Below are 21268 nucleotides of genomic sequence, written 5' to 3'. Positions count from 1 at the left end.
GAAGCTATAGCGCCAAACTTTGTGCGTCAAAGGGTGACATTTGTTTTCTAGCTTACGTTAGCGCTTCAAAAACGGATGCACAAAAAACCGACCTTTCCGCAGATTGAAAGGTCGGTCAAAAACTTATTTTAAGTTGAGGACTGTTAATTTGTCGCGTGTCATCGAAGCTAAGCTACGTCCGACGCCTTGAACGCCGAGACCCGATGACTTCACACCGATGAATGGGAAGTGGTCAGGACCACGTTCCGTCCGACCATTGATTTGAACAGAACCTGTTTCAAGCGCATCCGCTACTGCAAACGCAGCATCGATATTCTCTGTGAAGACACTTGCTTGAAGACCGTATTCTGATTCGTTTGAGTATGCAATCATTTCGTCGACTGAGTTGACACGGATGATTGGAAGAACTGGTCCGAACGGCTCTTCCCAAGCAACGCGCATGTCGCGTGTCACGTTGTCAAGAAGTGTTGGTTCGATCAAGTTCGCCGTACGTCCGCCACCTGAGACGAGCGTTGCGCCTTTGTCTGTTGCGTCCGTGATCAAGCCTTCGACGAAGTCCGCTGATTTCGTGTCGATGAGCGGCACGACGACACTGTCTTGTTCAGGTGAACCGACTGTCAATTTCGCGATTCGTGTCTTGAGTTCTTCAATGAGTGCATCCGCTTGATGATTAAGAACGAAAACGCGTTTGATTGCTGTACAACGTTGACCTGAGTAAGAGAACGCCCCACTGATGATATGGTCTGCCGCAAGTGACAGATTCGCATCTTCAAGAACGAGCGCTGGGTCTTTTCCACCAAGTTCAAGGACAAGTGGAATCATTGCCGATTGACGTGATAGATGTTGTCCAGTGCCTGTACCACCAGTAAATGTGATCATGTTGATGCCCGGGTGAGCCGTCAAGTAATCACCGATGACCGATCCACGACCTGTGACGATGTTGACGAGTCCAGCTGGAAGACCTGCTGCGACGAGTGCCTCGACCATCAAGATACCGCTGATCGAACCTTGTGTTGCCGGTTTGAAGACGACGGCGTTTCCTGTCATGAGGGCAGGTGCGAGTTTCGCTGCTGCCAAGTTGACTGGGTAGTTGAACGGTGAAATCGCAAGCACGACGCCGAGTGGTGCTTTTTTGATGACCGCGATTTTTTTCGCGCTACCACCAGGGAACGAATCCCCTTGCATCATCTGACCGTCGAAACGGAGACCTTCTTCCGCTGTGTAGCGAATGATTTCAGCTGTCCGTTTGACCTCTTTGACGCCATCTGCACGTCCTTTACCGACTTCGCGCATGATGACTTCACCGATTTCGTCCGCACGTTTTTCGAGTTCCGTTGCCCAAGCGTGAAGCAATTCAGCCCGTTTGTTCGCTGGTTGTTTTGCCCACTCTGCTTGTGCCGCTTTCGCTGAAGCGATGGCACGATCGACTTCCGGTTTTGTCATCGCTTGGACGCGACCGACAAGATCCTCTTTATATGGTGAAGAGATTTCAATCGTCTCTTTTGATTCACTTTCATGCCATTGTCCATCTAGTAAAAATGTGTAGGTTGTTGCTGTAGTCATTCCACTCTACCTCCATTTATTTTTATCTCTCTCATTTCAGTGTGTGGCTGCATAGCTTATTGTAATCAATTGGTCTGACAAATGCCAAACTTTTTGCTTAACATATTATGAAAGCGATTACAACACTTTTTTTGTCAATTCAGAACTAGAATTTTTAGCGTAGCATGCCGATAACTAGTCAGAAGTGAAGTGAAGGTAATGGAAAGGGGCACAACCATATGTACAATCAGCACGATATTTTATTAGAAGCCGGCACGAACGAACTCGAGATCGTCATCTTCCATTGTGGTCCGTATACGTTCGGTATCAACGTCATGAAGGTTCGGGAAATCATCGTTCCGCTCCCGATGACACCACTTCCGGGTACACCGGATGCTGTCAAAGGATTGATCGAACTCCGCGGCGAAGTCATGACGGTAATCGATTTGCCGACGGTCATCGGTGTTCCCCACGACGAAGCAACCGAGGATCGACTGATCATCTGTGAATTCAATGGAGAAAAGAGTGTCCTATGCGTTGATTCCGTGACGGAAATCCGCCGTATCTCATGGGAGCAGATCGATACACCAAACGAACTCGCTCGTGGCATCGAAGGGTTAACGAATGGTGTCGTTAAAACGGGAGACAAGATGATCATCCTGCTCGACTATGAAAAAATTGCCCTTGAGCTCTCACGCAAGGATATCTTCGCCCGCGAAGAAGGACGTCGCGTCCAGTCCCGTGACCGGTCCGATAAAATCATCTGGATTGCCGAAGACTCGGAAATGCTCCGGATGTTGATCATCGAAACACTCGAGGAAGCCGGTTACCACGGACTGAAGTGGTTCATCAATGGGAAAGACGCATTCGATGCTTTCGAACAAGGAAGTAACTGTGATCTCCTGATTACGGATATTGAAATGCCCAAGATGGATGGACTTCATTTAACGAAACGACTCCGTGAAGATGATCGTTATGCGGAATTGCCGATCATTGTCTTCTCTTCCTTGATTTCCGACGATTTACGCCATAAAGGTGAATCTGTTGGTGTCAATGCACAAATCACGAAACCAGAAATCGGTCGTTTGATCGAAACGGTTGATTCCTACGTCTTATAAGAAAAAAAGCCGACAGCATGTCGGCTTTTTTGATCTATTCGATTGCTCAACGCAGGGCGTCAAGATTTTTCCCAGTAAACACATCGAGCCAGACGACACGGAATTCCACCATGCATTGCTCAATCCGATCGACGATTTCTTGTGTTCCGGTCATTGAACCGGACTCTGCTTCTTTTTCAAGCAGTTCGAAATCATCCGCTAAATCATCAGCAGCAACGGAATAGGAAGCACCTTTTAGCAAGTGAGCGAGCTTTTCAGTTTGCTCAGCATCTTGTTTGGCGACGGCATCTTTTAGTTCAGGAAATTTCCGATCGAACTGTGCGATATACGTCTCTCCGATTTTTTGAAGAAACGCATGGTCTCCACCTGCGATCGATTGAAGTTCTTCGAGCTTCTTAGCATTAAAAAAAGGCATGTCTTCCCCTCCTCTGTTTTCATCTTATCACTAATCTTCATAAAAAAAAATCGGAGAATCATTTACACGCCGTCGTATCTATTTCTATAATGAGACAGTGAAGAGCAGGAGGGATAGACAATATGTTGACGATTTATCGAAGCGATGTCACCGGGGCAGTCAACGAGATACAGGAGTTCACGAAAGGTTCCTGGATCCATCTTGTCAATCCGACAAAGGACGAAGCCGACCAAGTCATCGCTGCTACGAAAATTCCAGAGGATTTCATTTATGACCCTTTGGACGTGGAAGAAAAACCACGTTTTGAAAAAGATGAAGAAGGTCTTCTGATGATCGTCGACGTTCCCTACATCGAAGAAGAATCATCAGGACGCCGTTATAATACGATCCCGCTCGGTATCATCGTGACATCCCGTCATTTTATCACCGTTTGTTCGCAACAGCTCGATGTACTGACGTTATTCTCGAGTGGTAAGTTGCGAGGATTCCGGACGAATTATCGATCGCGCTTCGTGTTCCAGATTCTCTATAAAGTCAGTTCTTCGTATCTACGTTTTTTGCGTCAAATCGACCGTCGTATGGACGAACTTGAGGAAGAACTTCAACGTTCGATGCGAAATCAAGAAATCTTTCAATTGATGAACCTTCAAAAATCATTGGTCTATTTCATGACGTCCTTGAAATCGAACGATGGTGTGCTCGACCGGATCATCAAGACACCGAGTCTCGAGAAGCACGAGGATGACGAAGACTTACTCGAAGACGTCTTCGTCGAACACCGTCAAGCAATGGAGATGGCACAAATCTATAAAGATATCATCAGTTCGACGATGGATACATTCGGTTCCGTCATCTCGAACAATGTCAACTTCGTCATGAAGTTCCTTGCTTCGATTACGATCGTCATCTCGATCCCGACGATGATTTCCGGAATGTTCGGGATGAACGTTCATGTTCCGTGGGAAGATGAAGTCATTGGTTTCTGGATCGTCTTCGGAATGATGATTTTCTTCTCAGGCCTTGCCGCATTTATCCTATGGCGGAGAAGGTTCTTTTAGTTCAAGTAGATTCAGAGCTTGTAAGACTCAAAAAAGACTCAGTGACGGTGTTTCCGTCGCTGAGTCTTTTCACTTACAGGTTAATTGATTTCGACCGTCACGAGACACAGGTCATCCGCTTCATCGCTCTGATCCGGTTGAATCAACTGATGGATGCTCGGTCCTTGTTGTTCGATCAGGTTCTGGATAGCGTGGATTCCCTCATCGATACCTTTACTGTACAATTCCATGAAACCATCCGTGTACAGGTAGACACATCCTGGTGAGACGATGTCGATCGTCTTGCTCGAATATGTCGAGTCTTCAAACATACCGACAGGAAGTCCCGTATTCTCAAGCGGAATGATTTGATCATTCATGCGCAACAAACCAGGCGGGTGCCCTGCGTTCGCATAGCTGAGCTTCATCTCATCTAGGTCGATGTAGAGGTAAACGGCAGTGAAATAGATTTCTGTCTCGTCTCCTGGGAACAATCGACTCATCTGCTGATTCAATTCTTCGAGTACTTGTGCTGGATCACCAATCCGGTGCACGAGTTCGAATAAAATCGAGCTCATTCCCATCGTGATCAGCGCAGAAGAGACACCGTGTCCCATGACGTCAAACAAGATGATGCCGTATTTATTCTGAGAGATGCGGTACCAGGCGTACATATCTCCCGCTAGTTTCTTAGACGGGATATACGTCGCCATGATGCGGATCTCATCGTCTTCAATATTCGCACTGAGCACACTCTGTTGCAGTTTTTGCGCCAAATCAAAGTCTTCCTGTAATACTTTTTCATATCGTTTTCGCGCATCGATTGCTTGCTTCAGACCAATCGCGTTACGAACTCGCGCGAGCAATTCCGTTTTACGGATCGGTTTCGTTGTATAATCCGATGCTCCTGCATTCAGTCCATCAACGATATCTTCTTCGTTTGATCGCCCGGAAACAATCAGAATTGGCAATTCATCGAGACCAAACCGTTTTCGAATCAAACGTGTCGCTTCGATTCCGCTGATCCCTGGCATTTCGACGTCGAGGAGAACGACGTCCAACTGTTCGATGAATAACGGATCGTCCATTAATTCGATTGCTTCTTCCCCACTCATTGCTTTGACGACGTCATAGCCTTCATTTTCTAACAAGCGCTCTAAGAGCATTAAATTGGTTAACTCATCATCTACGACCAAAATACTCATACGCCGTCACCTCGTTCCGTTTAACATGTTTATCTGACATCAGTTTAGCACACAACCTACAATTTCGTTTAGACGGAAGCTGCGTTTTCCGTCATACTAGAAAGTGAACGAAAGGAGGAGTGGACTATGTGGTTATATGTCGTCTCCATTCTCATCATCGTATTCGTCTTGGTCGCCTCGATCGTCGTCATTTCGAAAGGATATGGCTACAAAGGCAACAAAGATGATATCGAAATCGATTATGATGAAATCAACCGAAAACTTCGTCACGAAAATGATGATGATTCATCCAACAAATGAACCTCTTAGACCATCATATCACGATGGTCTTTTTTATATTCATTTCAAATACATGTTATTTTTAAATGTTTTTTATTCACTCACAAGGGTATATCCATATCATGGTTAAATATTATCTCAAGGGAGTGTTCATCATGGAACCGAAGCTTCAACATGATCCACACGCAGCACACGCAGAACATCCGAATCGCCAGTTCGATCAGGAAGAATCATCAGGTCGTCAAATCAATCTCGTCACAGGGATGTTGCTCGGTGCCCTTGTCGGCGGTCTATTGACGCTACTTAGTTCTTCGTCTCGCCAAAATACGAAACAGAGTTTACGGGGGGCGAAAGATTCCGTCTCTACCCTCGCTTCTTCTATTAAGGAAGATCCGTCAGGTAAAGCATCACAAGTCATCAATCAAGTGAAGAGTGCTTCAAGCATCATTCAAGAAGTCGCATCTGACGTTCAAAATGTCTATGACAAAGTGAACACAGAGCTTGAAACGGTGAAATCAGATGCCTCGACGGTGAAAGAGACAGTAAATGAGACGAAAGGTGACTTGAATGCAATCAGCAATAAAGTCGTCGAAGCGAAGGATGTCGCACTCGGCAAAGAAGAACCACCTGCTGAGCATGATGCTTCCGACAAACAAGCAAATGATTCTCAATCTTCCGAGGAAAAACATAAAGGTGAAGACATCTAATCATTCAATGCACTTCTTCTTTCTCCCCGACATGTTCAGCATGTCGGGGTTTTTAGCGTAGGAATTGAACAACGATCGCAACGCGTTCGCGCATTCCAAATCGAAGGACTCCTGAAAGTGGCGTTTCAGCCGGAATCGCATCCGTCTGTAAACCAAGTTGTTTCGCCTCTTGTCGCGCACGGTACAGATGAAAGTCTGACGTGACGATCGAGACGCGACGAACGTTCTTTGGCAACAACGCCTTTGAAAATTGTAGATTTTCCGTCGTTGATGTCGAGTCGGCTTCAAGGATCAACCGCTCTTCAGCAATCCCAGATGCCACCATCCCGCGACGCATCGCCTCTGCTTCTGAAATATCTTCATCTGGACCTTGTCCACCGCTCAAGATGAAGCGGACTTCTGAATGTTGTTTCCCATATGCCGCAGCTGCCTGAATCCGGTTATGTAGGATTTGCGACGGTTTTTCTCCTTTGACACCCGCACCGAGGACGATGACATACGGTGACGTCCCATCAGCGAGTGGCCGTTCCCCTTTATTAACGAAAATACCGACACTGTACCAGAAGGCGACACAAGCGACTAATCCCCCACCGACCATCCATTTGATGTTTCGTTTGTTAAACTTGCGTTTGATCATACCGTACGACCTCTCTACTAAAAAATGGCTTACGGTAGGCAATACGAATGGTTCTCCAAAAAAGTTTCAGCATAACAGGTTCGGACTCAATGAAAAAAGGCTGACTCAAAAAAGAATGACGCGTCTTTTCACGCCTTTTCCTCAGGCGAGACACAAGCCAGTTTTCCTGCTTTATTCAAGCAGGAAAGCGGGTCTTATTTGTCTCTGTCAGCGCAAAGATGCGCTTTTCTTTGTAGGAGTTGCGTGAAACGCGTCATTCTTTTTGTTACAAGATAGGGGTGGCAGATCATCATTCTGCCACCCCTATCTTTGTAGAGACTGACTGTTGAGTCAGCCCCTTTCCTATTCACTGACTCGTCATCAATTTCCCCAAATTGATGTTACGTATTCCGGATGATCGATGAACGGATTCCGGTTTTTTTGCCACTTCTCGAAGATGACATCGTTGCGACGTTTCTCGAAGCTATCAACTGGGTCAAGCTTATTCCATGCTTTCAGCGTCGACAATTTGCCGTGTAACGGGTTCGTACCATTATTGACGTTTTCTGAAGCTTCGAGATCGATTTCTCCGCCACCTTCATAACGAACCGCCATGTAGAAGATCATCCGCGCGATATCACCTTTGACACGGTTCGGTGGTTCCCACGAATCGCTATCGCGATAGCAATCACATCCACTGTATTTCGTACCGCCATTATCGAAATCTAGATTCCCCCGTGCGCTGTTGACGACAACGTCTTCCGGACGCAAGTGATGCAAGTCTGTTCCTGGACCGTTTGACGTACCAAAGTCACCGTGTGACTTTGCCCAGACATGTTCACGATTCCATTGACCGACATTCCCACCGTTACTGCTCTTTGAAATCGATTTCCCCGTGTATAACTCGATGACGTTATTCGCATTGTTTGGATCTTGATCTGTTTCTTTCAGTGCTGTCCATACCGTGTCGTATGACACTTGTGTATGATTATCGATGATATCGTGCAGCGATGCCTTCAACGCCGCCCCTGTCTTCCCCGCTGCTGGTAAATAGTACGCATCGATCGTCGATTGTGACGTAACCATCTGCGGACCTGCTGAAACTTGTTTTGGATCAACTGTTTTTGCTGTGACCGGTGTAAAGACGATTGACCCGAGTGCAAGTGTTGCGGCAAGCGCACCTGTGACCTTTGACTTCCAGTTCATGTGTGTTCCCCCTTAAATGGTATGTATGAGAGCGGGTGTTACACGCTCATTTTCACACCGAATCCATTCCTGGTGGAAGATGGACGATAGACCTGCTTTTTTGTAGATGAGTCGTCGTTCAGAATATTCATTGAAAGGCAACGGTTAGATGGTCCTGATTTTTTTCATTCATGACGTCAATCCCATCGAAATAGTACTTCAGAAGAAATATTCTAGGGTCAAAAGTCACGAACAAAAGAGACTTACAAATAAGAATCCGGGATGATATTCCTCCTGTCTGAAGCTTCCCTATAATAAATAATGCAAGCGATTTCACAAATCATAAGGAGGTCTTTACGTGAAACAAAAAAGATGGATTTTAGCAACCGTCGCATCTGTTGCTTTTTTAGCGCCACTTGCGCAACCGATTGCAGTCGGCGCAACGGCAGACAACGGAACGATGATGCAGTATTTCGAATGGTATGTGCCAAATGACGGTAACCACTGGAACCGTCTCGGGAGTGATGCAACAAAGCTCGATCAGCTCGGAATCACATCGGTCTGGATTCCCCCTGCTTACAAAGGTACCTCGCAAAATGATGTCGGATACGGCGCCTATGATTTGTACGATTTAGGTGAGTTCAACCAAAAAGGAACGGTCCGTACGAAATACGGCACAAAGGCGCAATTAAAAACGGCGATCGGACAATTGCATACCGCCGGAATCGATGTCTATGGCGATGTCGTCATGAACCATAAAGGTGGCGCCGATTTCACGGAAGCCGTCACGGCAGTCGAAGTCAATCCGGGTAACCGTAATCAAGAAGTCTCTGGCGATTATCAAATCCAGGCATGGACGGGCTTCAATTTTGCAGCGCGAAATAACCTCTACTCGAACTTCAAGTGGAAATGGTACCACTTCGACGGCACGGACTGGGATCAATCGCGTTCAAAAAGCGCCATCTACAAGTTCCGCGGTACTGGTAAAGCGTGGGATACGGATGTCTCAGGTGAAAATGGCAACTACGATTACTTGATGTATGCGGATCTCGACTTCGATCATCCAGAAGTCCAGCAAGAAATGAAGAACTGGGGTAAATGGTACGTCAACGAACTTGGTCTTGATGGGTTCCGTCTCGATGCCGTCAAGCATATCAAACACGGTTACTTAGCGGACTGGCTCGCGAATGTTCGTCAGACGACGGGCAAACCATTGTTTACAGTCGCAGAGTACTGGCAGAACGATCTCGGCACGTTGCAAAACTACTTAAGTCGGACAAATTATCAACAATCCGTCTTTGATGCACCGCTTCATTATAAGTTCGAACAGGCAAGTAAAGGCGGCGGGTACTATGACATGCGGACGATCTTTGACGGTACTCTCGTCAAGAGCAATCCAGTCCAAGCCGTCACACTCGTAGAGAACCATGATTCGCAGCCTGGACAATCGCTTGAATCAACGGTTCAGTCATGGTTCAAACCGCTTGCTTACGCGATGATTCTGACACGTGAACAAGGCTATCCGTCGGTCTTCTATGGTGACTACTATGGTACAAAAGGTACGTCGAATCGCGAAATTCCAGCACTCGCTTCGAAGATTGATCCGTTACTTAAAGCACGAAAGGACTTCGCGTTCGGGAAACAAAATGATTACCTCGATAACCAAGACATCATCGGTTGGACACGTGAAGGTGTCTCAGACCGGGCAAAATCAGGTCTTGCGACAATCCTTTCGGATGGTCCTGGCGGTAGCAAGTGGATGTACGTCGGGCTTCAGAACAAAGGAGAAGTCTGGACAGACATCACTGGAAACAACACAGCATCGGTCACGATCAACCAAGATGGCTACGGTCAATTCTTCGTCAATGGTGGTTCGGTCTCCGTCTATCGCCAACAATAAGCATTCAAAAAGGTCTCTTCCGTATGACGGGAGAGACCTTTCTTCTTCATTCAGCGAGACCGACACTCGATTTGATATGATCTTCTGTCTCGATTGCTTGTAAGAGGAAATGCGCCACATCTGCGCGATTGATTTGTTTTGCATCTTCCGGAACACCTGTATCTGCTTGACGATAAAGCCCCGTCAACGGACCGTTCAGTAAACGGAGTGGTCGGGCCACCGTATAGTTCAAATCCGCTTGTTGCAAAAGCGCGATCGCTTGGCGGTGATCTTTCAGTGGATTTTTCAGAATCCGCTGAGCGAGCATTCCTTGTACACCCGGTAATTCATCATCAACACCGGCAGACGCGACATAACCAATTCGGTCTACGCCCTGCTTTTTCATCGCTGTCACGATCCGGACGAGACTCCGTTCTAAAAAGCCACTGTATGCAAGACTCTCTGTGCCAAGAGCCGTCAGGACAGCCTCTTGCCCGGCAACAGCAGTCGTCACTGCTTCTTGATCGAGCACGTCGCCTTTAACGACGTGTAACCGTTCGTCACGTAGTGTCAGTTTTTCCGGACTGCGGACGAATGCTGTGACCTCATGCCCGTGATCAATCGCTTGCTTGACCAGTTCTTGCCCCGTTTGACCCGTCGCTCCAAAAATAATCAATTTCATACAAAACACCCTTTCTCTTTCAAGATCCACTGATTCCATCATACCCTCACCACTTGAAAATGAATCGTCTCACCTTGTCTTTATTTTCAGAAAATTGTTTTTATTTGTTAAGCGTGTGTGCTAAAATCTTCCTAAGTAAATATGGATATTTTTTCCTTAAAAACAGGAAGGAGGATCGCTTGTGTTACGGCAACGCTTTATCATGTCGCTTGGTGTCATTTTGATTGGTCTGTTCTTGTTTCAAACTACGGCGACGTATATTTATACACATTACATCATGCCGAATCCTTTTAAAAAGCCTTCGATTGCAGAAACTGAAGCGAACGGCGAAATTAGTTTTAAAAACGGTCACTCACCTACTAACACAAAAGGCAAGATGCCTTTTGAACCGATCAATCCACGACCTGGTCCAAAAGAGCTCTGGAAATCCCTTAAAGCGGATGCCTCTGACTCTCCCTTTTCTTATCTACAATATGTCATTTTAATCAGCTTATTTAGTTTCATGGTCTGGAAACTCGTTCAGTCGCGTCGCGTGAAAAAACGGCGCAGGTCTACAGGAGACGTAACGGATGACGTTCCATTCGCTCAATCAATCTTTCGTCCTGCCTCTTTAAGAAAATCACCTTACCTGTATTCATCGTATTCGTCTTCACGTGTCCGTGATCTCGTCATCCACTTTGAGCAACACTTACCGCGCAGTCAGCAACGTCGTCCGAACGAAACGCTTGAAGACTGGTTACGTCGAATTGAGGTCCCTGTCGATTTTCAGTTGTATCGGAATATCCGCTACGGTGATATGTCGGAAACGATCGTCTCGAATGATGAAATTCTACGCTTCGAACAACAACTAGCACGCTACTCAACCATTTGACCTTGGAGGGATTTCCTATGAAACTACAACAATTAAAAGACCAACTCAATTCGATCTATCTCGGTAAACCGGACGTCATTGATCTCTGTCTGACGGCACTCATCGCAGAAGGACATATTCTATTAGAAGATGTACCGGGAACGGGGAAAACGATGCTCGCGAAGGCGCTCGCTCAAAGCTTCGAGAGTGCCTTCTCGCGGATCCAGTTCACGGCGGACCTTCTCCCGTCAGACGTCATCGGTTCGGACTTCTTCAACTTAAAGACGCAGGAGTTCGAGAATAAACGCGGTCCATTGTTTGCGAACGTCGTCTTGATCGATGAGATCAACCGCGCCGTTCCGCGGACACAATCGGCATTACTTGAGGCGATGGAAGAGCGTCAGGTATCGATCGGTGGAACAACCTATCAGATGCCAGCCCCATTCTTTGTCATCGCAACACAAAACCCGATTGAATCGGCAGGAACATTCCCACTACCGGACGCCCAACTCGATCGATTCATGGTCGCAATTGAAGTCGGTTACCCGGATTTCGAGAATGAACGTCGCTTATTGTCTGAGATTCTGACGAACGTCCGTCGGTCAGCCGTCGGCATCGCGTCAGGTGGCGACTTGATTTCCTGGCAGGAAGAGGCACGCCGCGTCCATGCATCGCAAGACGTGCTCGATTATCTATTACACATCGTTCAAGCGACACGAAATCATGAACTCATTGAAGTCGGCGTCAGTCCGCGTGGAGCGATTGCATTACTTCGCGCCTCGCAAAGCTATGCGTTCTTGAATCAACGCGACTTCATCATCCCGGAAGATATCAAATATCTTGCAAAACACGTCCTGTCCCATCGCCTGACACTGACACTTGAAGGTGGAATCAAGACGACGAAAGCGGCTGTCTTGACGCATATTCTGGACGACGTGCCGGTTCCGGTCGAGATGGGGTGACGAATCATGCAGATTGAACGTTCCGTCCCGTTTTGGCTTGAACGCCGACTTTTTCCACTGTACGTCACGATGACGTTCTTCTTTCTTTTCATTCCGCGTCTTTCCGTCCTCGGATTTCTGTTCGCAGCTTTGGCGACGATTCATTTCGTCGTCGGGCGAACAGAAAAGCAGTTACGACGGGATGTCGCAATCGAATGGAAACATTATGAATCATTGATGTTCAACCAGGAGAAGACGTCGCTCCATTTGCAAGTCTTCGGCGTCGAATCCTTGAGTCAGCTTGGGCTCGAAGCGACACTTCGTTTGCACACGGATGGCGGAGTCATTTTCCCGGAGATGGACCCACTACATCCGGCGACGTTTCATGCAGTGATTGACTCTGAAGACGGAGTGACGATCCCGATTCAGACGGTTCGCCGCGGACCAGCCGAGTTCGATGAGATCATCTTGACGATTCGCCTGCCCTGGAAGATGGGCGTTTATCTCTTTACGTTCGATACATATCCGTCGTTTACAGTCTTACCGTCCTTGACGGCGCAAGCGACGCCGCTTCTTTTACAGCGTTTACGAATCGGTGATCGACCGGACCGTTACTCACCGCTCAAGAACAAACTGGTTCAACTCGGTGCAAAACCCTATACGGCGGAACCGTCAAAAGAGATCGATTGGTATGCGACGGCGAAGACCGGTCGCTTGCAGGCAAAAGTATTCGAAACGAGCAATCAAGATACGTTTACGATTGCCTTGAACTTATCTGCCCCGAGCGGTTACGGTCTCCATCAACAATTTGAGACGTTCATTGAACAAGCCGCATTCCTGATCAGTGAATTAATCAAAGAAGGCTGTAAGATCGAACTATTCCTCAATCGACTCGACGGAGCGAACCGAATGACGCATCTCTCATTACAAGAAGGACAACCACAATTAAAACATGTCCTGATGACGCTCTCGACGGTCTCGACGCGTGATTCGTTCATCGCGACGCAACAGTTCGAACGCTACGTACTGCGCCGGAAACATATGAACAGTCAGTTGATCCAAATTGGCAATGACCGAATCCTCGCCATCGGTTGAGGATCCAAAGAAAGGAGTTTTTCCCTTCATGTTTTTTATCGCCCGAAAATCAATTCAGCTCATCGTGGCTTTTTTTGTCTTGATTGCGATCAGCGCCCTTCCAGCACTCGTTGCGCAAATGAAATTCAACCCAGCAAGCTACTGGGAAGGTCTGAAACAGCAATTTGCTCAATTAACGAAACTTGATGAGATTACCTATTTCAACGTAACCGCTCAAAAGGAGTTCTTATTGCTTCCTACCATCAGTCCCTTTATTAAAGAGACGTTAATCATCTTTACGACAGCTATGCTGGTCTCCGCTGTGTGTGCGATTTTTTATGCTTATTTGTTTTATCGGAGTGGCCGCAAAACACGCATGATGCTGAAACAGACAACGCGGACGCTTGAGATGGTTCCGGATCTGTTCTGGATCATTCTTTCACAATTCCTTGTCCTTTATCTGTTTAAAACGACCGGGTATGACAAAATCGAAATTGCGGGATCCTATGCTGAGTACATTCGTTTTTTACCGATTCTTACCCTAACGTTGACAACACTATTCTTCTTCATCAAATGGTTAACGACGCAAGTACTCGAACAGGAAGCTGCTCCTTTTCTTGAACTCGCACGGGCTAAAGGCATTCGTCCTGCCGCTCTTTTCTGGAAACACTTGATTCCGACAATGATCTATCGGTTTTATCTGTTTTTCCGAGCGAACATCATTACGGTCTTATCGAGTCTCGTGATCATTGAATACACGTTCGAAGTGCAAGGTATGTTCCGGTTCGTCTTTTATAATGGACAAATGCCGATTTTGATGGTCATCTTGTTCTTAATCTATCTACCGATTTTCATCATTGATTTGTTGGCAGAATGGCTTATTCCTAACGCCTGGAAAGGGGGGATTTGATGCGTCGTACTTTGATGCGAGATCCTGTCTTCTGGCTATGTTTATTTTTACTCACTGGTTTACTGCTCCTTAGTTTTGGAAATACGATCTTTCGTGATGGTCAAGTCGATCAAATCTCGAACCGGTATGCTGAAGACGGTACGTTCCTTGCGACATCACCACTAAAACCGTCAAGTGATCAATGGCTCGGTACAGACCGCTCTGGCTATGACCTCTTTCAATTGATGATTGAAGGATTTAAATGGACAGCCGGTATTTGTATGATTGTTGCGCTCGGTCGAATGTTTCTTTCGCTAGTGATTGCGATTCCGCTAGCTTTTAGAAGTGCTCGCGTCAATCGATACTTAAAACTTATTCTTGATGGATTTTTAGTTTTACCGCTCTCTCTTGTCGCGTTGCTCATTTTGCTTCCATCACTTACGTTCTTTGATTCGACTGCTATCCCATCGTTGTTCGACCGTGTATCGTTCGAGTTAATCGTCTTGATTTTGCTTGGTCTCCCCTCTTTATCGCTTTATCTGATTGCTGAGACCCGTCAGTTACTTAGTCAAGAGTTCATGATTGTCGCCCAGACGCTTGGTGGCAGTCCGTGGCATCGGTTCAGACGCCACATTTGGCCACATCTTGTTCCAACGTTGACAATCGTTTTTATGCAACAGTTCATCCAAACGTTGATGTTACTCGTTCACTTATCACTTTTCAAAATTTTCTTCGCTGGAACGGTTAATTTACATGTAGGAACTGCCCCAACGATTTTTGAGTGGTCCTCGATGTTCGGTTATTACTATAACCAGTTTTCAGCGACGTCTTGGCTCAATCATATGTTCCTTGTTCCACTGATTGGGCTAGCATTAGTCGTCTTTTTCAGCAATCTATTCATGAGTCGACTCGAACGGGCTTTCCGCTTCCGCCAGCAACTAAAACCAATCAAGCTATCGGCATCTCGTGCTCAAGACGAAGCCGCTGCGACGTCGATGGTCGATCCCTTTACACTCGTTGCCCGGAACTCCCGTCACGATTCTGATTGACAATCCATTTTTTTCCTCTTACACTAGAAAAAAACACGAAATGAGGGCGTCCGATGTAAGTCATTCTGAATTCTCACTCCTAACTAAATACGTACGATATGGAGGTCATTCAGAATGAACCGGTTTACGCTTTTATTGGTCAGTCAATGGATTGCGAATGCGGGAGATGCGCTCTATATCGTCTCCCTGATCGCGATGATCTATCAAACGACAGGGCAAGCGAGTCTCGCTGCCCTGTTTCCTGTTCTCGTCACAGCAGGCATGACAGGAAGCGGCTTCTTATTCGCCCAAGTCGCTCAACGTGTTCCCCATGCCTCTTTGTTGTTCGGCAGTCAACTCCTCAAGACGATTCTATTAGGCGTCATCTGGGGATTTGATTTACCACTGCCACTTATCCTCGCACTCGTTGGATGTATCGCTTTCTTCGACGGATTTGCTCGTCCGATCGAAAGTGCCTTCATCCCTCGACTGTGTCAGGATGTTCAGAAAGCTAACAGTCTCGTACAAGGTTCGAATCAAGTGATTCAGCTCATCATGTGGCCGCTCGGCGCCATTCTGGTCAGCTGGTTATCGCCTCTTTCCGTCTTGTCCGTCTCGGCTAGTCTGTTTTTAGGTGCCAGTCTCATCAGCTATCTGTTCTATCGAAGCGTCCGCTCTCTACCCGACCCTTCGATGGAAGAAGAAGACGTCTCCTTCCGGTCGAGTATTCGCTACACGCGATCGCATTCTTTCGCGAAAGCCAACACGTATCTCGTCGGAATCGATGCGTTCGTCAGTACGGCGTGGATTTCTGCTCTGTTCCTCGTCTACATCGACACACATTTCCAGCTATCGGAACGCTGGTGGGGCATTCTAAATGCCTTCTATCTGCTGAGCATGATTGCCGGCAGTTACATGATGTTACGTCGTCGTGGAACGCGTTCTTTGCTTTATCGAAGTATCGGCTTTTCGATTGTTGCGACCTTCTTGTTTGCTTTCGCTCCAATCGTCACACTTGTCGTGATAGCTTGTCTGTTCCAAGGGTTTGCAAGTCAAGTCCGAGCGATCGAGCTGAATACGTTGTTGCAGACGACGACACCACTCGAACGGTTACCGTATGTCTATAGCGTGCAACAAACCGTGTATGCACTCTGCTTCTGTCTCGGTAGTCTGCTGTTCGGATGGCTTGCCGATCTGTTTGCGATCGAGATTGTCTATGCGCTCGCAGGAGTCCTCTCCTTGTTGATGTGGCAACCAGCTCGCCAGGTATTAGCACGTTCCTCTCAGGAGCAACGACACGTGTCGTAATAAATGACAGTCAAAAGGACAAAGGTCAATGCACCTTTGTCCTTTTTTTGATTCAGTTCTGACGCGTTCGCGTCACACTATACAACAGAAGCAACATAAGTGAGACGAGACTAAGCGCGGCATAGGTCATCTGAAGCGAAAAGACACGTTCGACGAAGACGAATAGGGTACCGGTTCCAAGCACAGTTAAACGTTCAATGACTGAGATCAGCGACGTAAACGTTGCGCGTCCATTTGGCGGTGCAACTTCTTGGATGACAGTGGTCAAATAAGGATCAGCCCAGCCATAGCACAAGTACAGCGTCCCGAGTAACCCGATACTGACGAGCGGTGAGGCAACCGACAATCCGGCAAGACACACGATATAGATCATCGCCCATCCGACGGGCGATCGGAACCGAGATAATGACGCACCGATCGCCTGCATGATTTGGAATAACACGAAGACGAATCCGAAATGGACCATCGGTATCGTTTGATCCCGTAGATAGAGTTGCCAAAACTCATCGACGAAATCAATCGTCGCCCCGTATAACAAGACAAGACAAAGAATTCGGACGTAGACGCGTCGAAACGAAAAACCGTTTAGCAACGTCTTCAACGAACTCGTCTCTCCGTCTTGTTCTCGCGATGCTTCCTTTAAGAAAAACGTCAGCAGTACTGTTCCGAGCAAAATCCACCAGGACACGTGATAGTGCCAAATCAAGTCTACCGATCGCACGGCGTAACTCCCGACAAGTGCCGCAAGTCCTGAAGTCAATAAACCACCGATTGAAATCAGTCGCCAGACCGTCTCGAATCGCTCTTCTATCCTTTGCATTCGCAATGTTTCATAGACGTGGGCTTCAATCGCTCCACTAAGTGCTGCGCCACCGATGCCGGCAAAGACCATCGCTAAGAGGAAGGCAAGTAAGGAGTGCGCTTCAATCAACACCGTAAACGATAACCACTCACATACGAAACCAGCCAGAATAAACGGCTTTCTACCCCACCGGTCGGATAACAAACCGAACGGAACCTCACCAATCAACATGACCCAAGCAAAGACGATTTCTGCGATGACGACGTCGGCAATGCTCATTCCCCGGTCTTCCCAGTAAAAGCGTTCAATCACATAAGCTGGAATGAACGAACTACTGGCTTCGATCAGGATCCAAAGAATGAGTGATCGTCGGACTTAACAAGGCCATCTGCTTCGCCGCATCTCCTCACTTCCTTTCTGTTTGATAGTAGTTAATTCCCGTTTTGCAGAGGAAACCAACAAAAAACGTTCTTTGATTTTTCAATCAAAGAACGTTTTTGACATTAACATTCATCTGCCGATTCCGTGACCGGTACGACGGACTGGACGATCGGTAGTTCGACGATGAACGCTGACCCGACACCTTCCGTTGATTCGACATGAATCATTCCTTCATGCGAACGAACGATTTCCTGACAAATCGCAAGACCAAGACCGGTACCGCCGATTTTTCGACTATCCGAATTATCGACTCGGTAAAACTTACTGAACAGTTGTGGTAGCGCGTGACGGGGAATACCAATCCCTTCGTCTTCGATCTTCAACTGAACCCGGTCTTCGACTTGACGCATCGTAATCGTGATCTGACCACCATCTGGTGAATACTTGATCGCATTGTTGATCAGGTTCGTGAACAACTGGCGTATTTTTTGTTCATCGGCATGAATCCGACCCGTCGTCGTTTCTTCAAAATCAAGGACAAGCTCGTGATCTTTTGCCGAAGCGGTATGGAACTCGACCGTTTCCTGAATGACTTTCGTCAGATCAAGCGGTTTAAAGTCATACTGTTGCTGACTCGATTCCATGCGCTGGACATCGAGGAAGTCGTTGACGAGATTCGTCAACCGTTCGGTTTCTGCATGAATCGTCTCGAGATACCGTTGACGTTTTGATTCCTGTACGTCGCGCGCGAGCATCAATTCCGTGTAGCCGTAAATCGAGGCAAGCGGTGTCCGCAACTCATGCGAGACGGTCGAGACGAATTCCGATTTCATCCGGTCGATCGCTGTCTCTGCCGTCACGTCACGTAAGACGAGCATCGTACCGCGGAAACAACCACCGTAATGAATTTCCTCTGCATACAGCGTGACGAATCGCTCTTCCTTGTTTAAGGACAACGCCAAGCTCTCCGTCGGAATTTCCTGACTGCAGACATGATCCATGTAGGTTAAGAACGCCTCATGTTGATCGACTTGCACTGCCAACTCTTCGATTTTGACGTCGAGCGTCATCAATCCTTCTTCCGCCACTTGATCGTGCGCCGGATGATGGAATAAAGCGAGCAATGGTTTATTGGCAAAAATCGTCTCTCCTTCGATATAGATGACCGCTTCCCGAATCGAACGGAGAAGTTTGGACGTCTTTTCCCGTTCTCGTTCGACTTCTTCAAAGACACGCATCCGGAGCAAGGAGAGTGCCAATTGACGGGAGAACGACCAGATTTCGTTCGTCTGCTCTTCCGTAAAAGCATCTCGGTAACGGACGAGATAAATGCTTGCAATCATCGTGTTCGTCGCCGGGTCCATCACTGGTACGACGATTTCGTACATCGTGTACGGATATGGGAGCGGATGATGACTCGCGACTTGTTTACTTGAACGAACGGCACGTTTGTTTAGACGGGCGCGTTCAAGTAATGACGTCGAAGCATGTAATAACTGATACTCTTGCTCCTTCGTCATCCCGTACGAGACGAGATTCGTATAGCGGTCTTGCTCTAAGAAGACGATCGCTCCGAGCTCCGCATCGGTAATTGTGATCAATTTTTCGATGATCGCCGGATACGCCGTCAACGTTTCGCGAGACGCGAGTGTCTCGGTCAACTCATTGCGATAACGCAAATGAATCTCGTTACGTAACGTGATGTCGAGTGCTTCTTCGAGCTCTTCCTGTTGCGATTGCAGTTCTTCTTGCTGAGCAATTAATTCTTCTTGTTGACTTTGGAGTTCGTCGTTACTTGCGACAAGTTGATGTTTTTGCCCGGAAATGGCGGCTGCCATCTGGTTGAACGTTGTCGTCAATTCACCAATCTCATCTTGACGATTCGTGATGACGATCGGCGTCGCATCTTCACCTTTAGCGAGTCGTCCACTTTCCCGGTTCAACTGACGCAACTGACGCGTCAAGCGGCGGACGAATGGTCGGACGAAAACGAGCGTGATCAATAAGAGGATTGCGATATTGACTGCTCCGAGAATTTGCGACGAGTTGACTTGTTTACCAAGCCGCTCTTGTGCCGCCATCTCTTGATCGTTCAAGGAATTACGATATTTTGTAAAAACGCTCTCCATATCAACGATACTTGAACTCATATCAGCCGCACTCTTCGTCTTGATGTTGAACTTTCGCTGTGGATCGAGTGGTTTTGATTTCGTGACTTTTCCAAGCGTCGTCATCTTCAAGAACGGCTCCGTCACTTTGCCGTCTTTTTTCGCCGCGACATAATTGACGAGGCTTGGCATGACGCGTTGGGTATACGCCGTGTAGAGTTCCCGTGCGTCCGTTGCATACTGTCGTTCTTCTTTAAAACGTGCATTTCGCTCGAACCACGTCGTTTGTTGATTGATACCATTTTTCTTTTCTTCGATTTCTTTTAACATCTCTTCGTCACCAAGCAAGACGAAGCCACGCATCTCGTACTGCATACTTTGCCATGATTCGTATAAATCCGTCGCTCGTGTCCGATGTTCGTTTAACATCTTTAATTCTTGGCGTGATTCATCCACCTGTTGTTTCGTATATAGGTAGACACCACCTGTCGTTAGCAGCAGTGTCAGAAAAATCACATAAAACGCAGACATGATTTGCCGTCCAATCGTTCGATTCAGCCATGTTTTCATTAAAGGAATTCAACTCCTTTCCCTTTATCTTTCTCCAGCAATAAAGGTATTCCCGTTCATTCATTGTAAACTTTTTTCAATCGATACACAGTATTCTGCTCAAAAAGATTTCAATTTCATACAACTTTAATCTAAATCGTTGTATATGACAATTAGATGTCACGATTCAACCGTTTTCAACAAAAAAAGAGCCCTTAGGACTCTTTTTAATGGTGATGGTGATGTCGATGGACCGGCTGTTCATCAGCTAAATGATCCGCATCTAAAATGCCGAGCCGTAAGTACTGGACTTCGATCTGCTTTTTAATCGTTTCAGAGATTAGATCTGTCCCTTGAACGAGCTTTAAGATACCAGTCGCAATCCGGAATGGTTCAAGATTCGTCTTTTCGACCGGAAACCGTGTCAACGTCTTTAAGTATGCGACGTAGTTCAGTGCGTCCGATTCACCCGGACTCACGAGACGCGCCGCATGCTCGCGCAGTTGCTGCGTCAAAGAATTCGTTGAGATCCCCTTTGAGGCTGCAGATATGACTCCGAACAGAATGAACCCGATGATGAGAACGAAAAATCCGACCATAAAAATCGGCATGCCCGAGAAGAAGCCGTCGCCTCCCAATTCGCTTTCCATGAATGCTACTGTGAACATAGTGA

Annotated in this window: 20 protein-coding genes; 11 read left to right on the top strand and 9 right to left on the bottom strand. The window is 47.0% G+C overall.

What is annotated here, in order from left to right:
• Positions 1-123: 123 nt before the first annotated feature.
• The gene (locus MKY22_RS05395; protein ID WP_341087228.1) at positions 124-1563 is read right to left on the bottom strand and encodes an NADP-dependent glyceraldehyde-3-phosphate dehydrogenase; all 1440 of its coding nucleotides are present in this window, start codon (positions 1561-1563) and stop codon (positions 124-126) included.
• 218 nt (positions 1564-1781) lie between these two features.
• On the opposite strand from MKY22_RS05395, the gene MKY22_RS05390 reads away from it, so the two are divergent.
• Positions 1782-2660 (top strand): chemotaxis protein CheV, encoded by an 879-nt coding sequence (locus MKY22_RS05390; protein WP_341087225.1) that lies wholly within the window; start codon positions 1782-1784, stop codon positions 2658-2660.
• Between the two features lie 46 nt (positions 2661-2706).
• Here MKY22_RS05390 and MKY22_RS05385 read toward each other — a convergent pair whose 3' ends face one another.
• Positions 2707-3075, bottom strand: a complete 369-nt coding sequence (locus tag MKY22_RS05385) for an Hpt domain-containing protein (protein ID WP_023467659.1) — start codon at positions 3073-3075, stop codon at positions 2707-2709.
• A 122-nt stretch (positions 3076-3197) separates the two neighbouring features.
• Here MKY22_RS05385 and MKY22_RS05380 point away from each other — a divergent pair, with 122 nt between their 5' ends.
• Positions 3198-4133, top strand: coding sequence for a magnesium transporter CorA family protein (locus tag MKY22_RS05380; RefSeq protein ID WP_341087223.1), 936 nt, complete (start codon positions 3198-3200; stop codon positions 4131-4133).
• An 80-nt stretch (positions 4134-4213) separates the two neighbouring features.
• Here the strand turns inward: MKY22_RS05380 and MKY22_RS05375 are convergent, their stop codons facing one another.
• Positions 4214-5317, bottom strand: coding sequence for a PP2C family protein-serine/threonine phosphatase (locus tag MKY22_RS05375; protein WP_214727905.1), 1104 nt, complete (start codon positions 5315-5317; stop codon positions 4214-4216).
• 126 nt (positions 5318-5443) lie between these two features.
• Between MKY22_RS05375 and ytzI the strand changes: the two genes are divergently transcribed.
• Together ytzI and MKY22_RS05365 are read left to right on the top strand one after the other, a co-directional pair.
• Positions 5444-5617, top strand: coding sequence for a YtzI protein (gene ytzI, locus MKY22_RS05370; protein WP_290776253.1), 174 nt, complete (start codon positions 5444-5446; stop codon positions 5615-5617).
• 134 nt (positions 5618-5751) lie between these two features.
• Positions 5752-6303, top strand: coding sequence for a hypothetical protein (locus MKY22_RS05365; protein ID WP_290776251.1), 552 nt, complete (start codon positions 5752-5754; stop codon positions 6301-6303).
• 52 nt (positions 6304-6355) lie between these two features.
• On the opposite strand, the gene MKY22_RS05360 is transcribed toward MKY22_RS05365, so the two are convergent.
• Together MKY22_RS05360 and MKY22_RS05355 are read right to left on the bottom strand one after the other, a co-directional pair.
• A complete protein-coding gene (locus tag MKY22_RS05360) occupies positions 6356-6940 on the bottom strand; it encodes a YdcF family protein (RefSeq protein WP_290776249.1) in 585 nt (194 codons plus the stop codon).
• Positions 6941-7300: 360 nt separating this feature from the next.
• A complete protein-coding gene (locus tag MKY22_RS05355; protein ID WP_149427005.1) occupies positions 7301-8125 on the bottom strand; it encodes an endonuclease I family protein in 825 nt (274 codons plus the stop codon).
• A gap of 337 nt (positions 8126-8462) precedes the next feature.
• On the opposite strand from MKY22_RS05355, the gene amyS reads away from it, so the two are divergent.
• On the top strand, positions 8463-10004 hold the full coding sequence (gene amyS / locus MKY22_RS05350) for an alpha-amylase (protein WP_290776247.1): 1542 nt from the start codon (positions 8463-8465) through the stop codon (positions 10002-10004).
• 46 nt (positions 10005-10050) lie between these two features.
• Here the strand turns inward: amyS and MKY22_RS05345 are convergent, their stop codons facing one another.
• On the bottom strand, positions 10051-10665 hold the full coding sequence (locus MKY22_RS05345) for an NAD(P)-dependent oxidoreductase (protein WP_149427003.1): 615 nt from the start codon (positions 10663-10665) through the stop codon (positions 10051-10053).
• Between the two features lie 181 nt (positions 10666-10846).
• Between MKY22_RS05345 and MKY22_RS05340 the strand changes: the two genes are divergently transcribed.
• The 6 genes from MKY22_RS05340 (at position 10847) to MKY22_RS05315 (ending at position 16755) form a co-directional block, all read left to right on the top strand.
• On the top strand, positions 10847-11536 hold the full coding sequence (locus MKY22_RS05340; RefSeq protein ID WP_290776244.1) for a hypothetical protein: 690 nt from the start codon (positions 10847-10849) through the stop codon (positions 11534-11536).
• Between the two features lie 17 nt (positions 11537-11553).
• Complete coding sequence (locus MKY22_RS05335; RefSeq protein WP_029341157.1) at positions 11554-12477, top strand: AAA family ATPase; 924 nt, start codon at positions 11554-11556, stop codon at positions 12475-12477.
• 6 nt (positions 12478-12483) lie between these two features.
• On the top strand, positions 12484-13551 hold the full coding sequence (locus tag MKY22_RS05330; RefSeq protein WP_290776243.1) for a DUF58 domain-containing protein: 1068 nt from the start codon (positions 12484-12486) through the stop codon (positions 13549-13551).
• Positions 13552-13579: 28 nt separating this feature from the next.
• A complete protein-coding gene (locus MKY22_RS05325) occupies positions 13580-14440 on the top strand; it encodes an ABC transporter permease subunit (protein WP_047390994.1) in 861 nt (286 codons plus the stop codon).
• Positions 14440-15468, top strand: coding sequence for an ABC transporter permease subunit (locus MKY22_RS05320; RefSeq protein ID WP_214769142.1), 1029 nt, complete (start codon positions 14440-14442; stop codon positions 15466-15468). The genes MKY22_RS05325 and MKY22_RS05320 overlap by 1 nt, the downstream gene beginning before the upstream one ends.
• 114 nt (positions 15469-15582) lie before the next feature.
• Entirely contained in the window at positions 15583-16755 is a 1173-nt protein-coding gene (locus MKY22_RS05315) for an MFS transporter (RefSeq protein WP_341087215.1), read from the top strand.
• Between the two features lie 52 nt (positions 16756-16807).
• On the opposite strand, the gene MKY22_RS05310 is transcribed toward MKY22_RS05315, so the two are convergent.
• The 3 genes from MKY22_RS05310 to MKY22_RS05300 all read right to left on the bottom strand — a co-directional run bounded on the left by MKY22_RS05310 (position 16808) and on the right by MKY22_RS05300 (position 21263).
• Positions 16808-17881: an MFS transporter gene (locus MKY22_RS05310; RefSeq protein ID WP_341090077.1), complete on the bottom strand. Its 1074-nt coding sequence runs from the start codon at positions 17879-17881 to the stop codon at positions 16808-16810.
• A gap of 179 nt (positions 17882-18060) precedes the next feature.
• Complete coding sequence (locus MKY22_RS05305) at positions 18061-20616, bottom strand: ATP-binding protein (RefSeq protein ID WP_290776237.1); 2556 nt, start codon at positions 20614-20616, stop codon at positions 18061-18063.
• Positions 20617-20822: 206 nt separating this feature from the next.
• Positions 20823-21263, bottom strand: a complete 441-nt coding sequence (locus tag MKY22_RS05300) for a hypothetical protein (protein ID WP_214727881.1) — start codon at positions 21261-21263, stop codon at positions 20823-20825.
• Between the last annotated feature and the right edge of the window lie 5 nt (positions 21264-21268).

The sequence above is a fragment of the Exiguobacterium sp. FSL W8-0210 genome (assembly GCF_038006045.1).
Taxonomy (GTDB): Bacteria; Bacillota; Bacilli; order Exiguobacteriales; family Exiguobacteriaceae; genus Exiguobacterium_A.
This window is presented reverse-complemented; position numbering and strand designations above follow the sequence as displayed.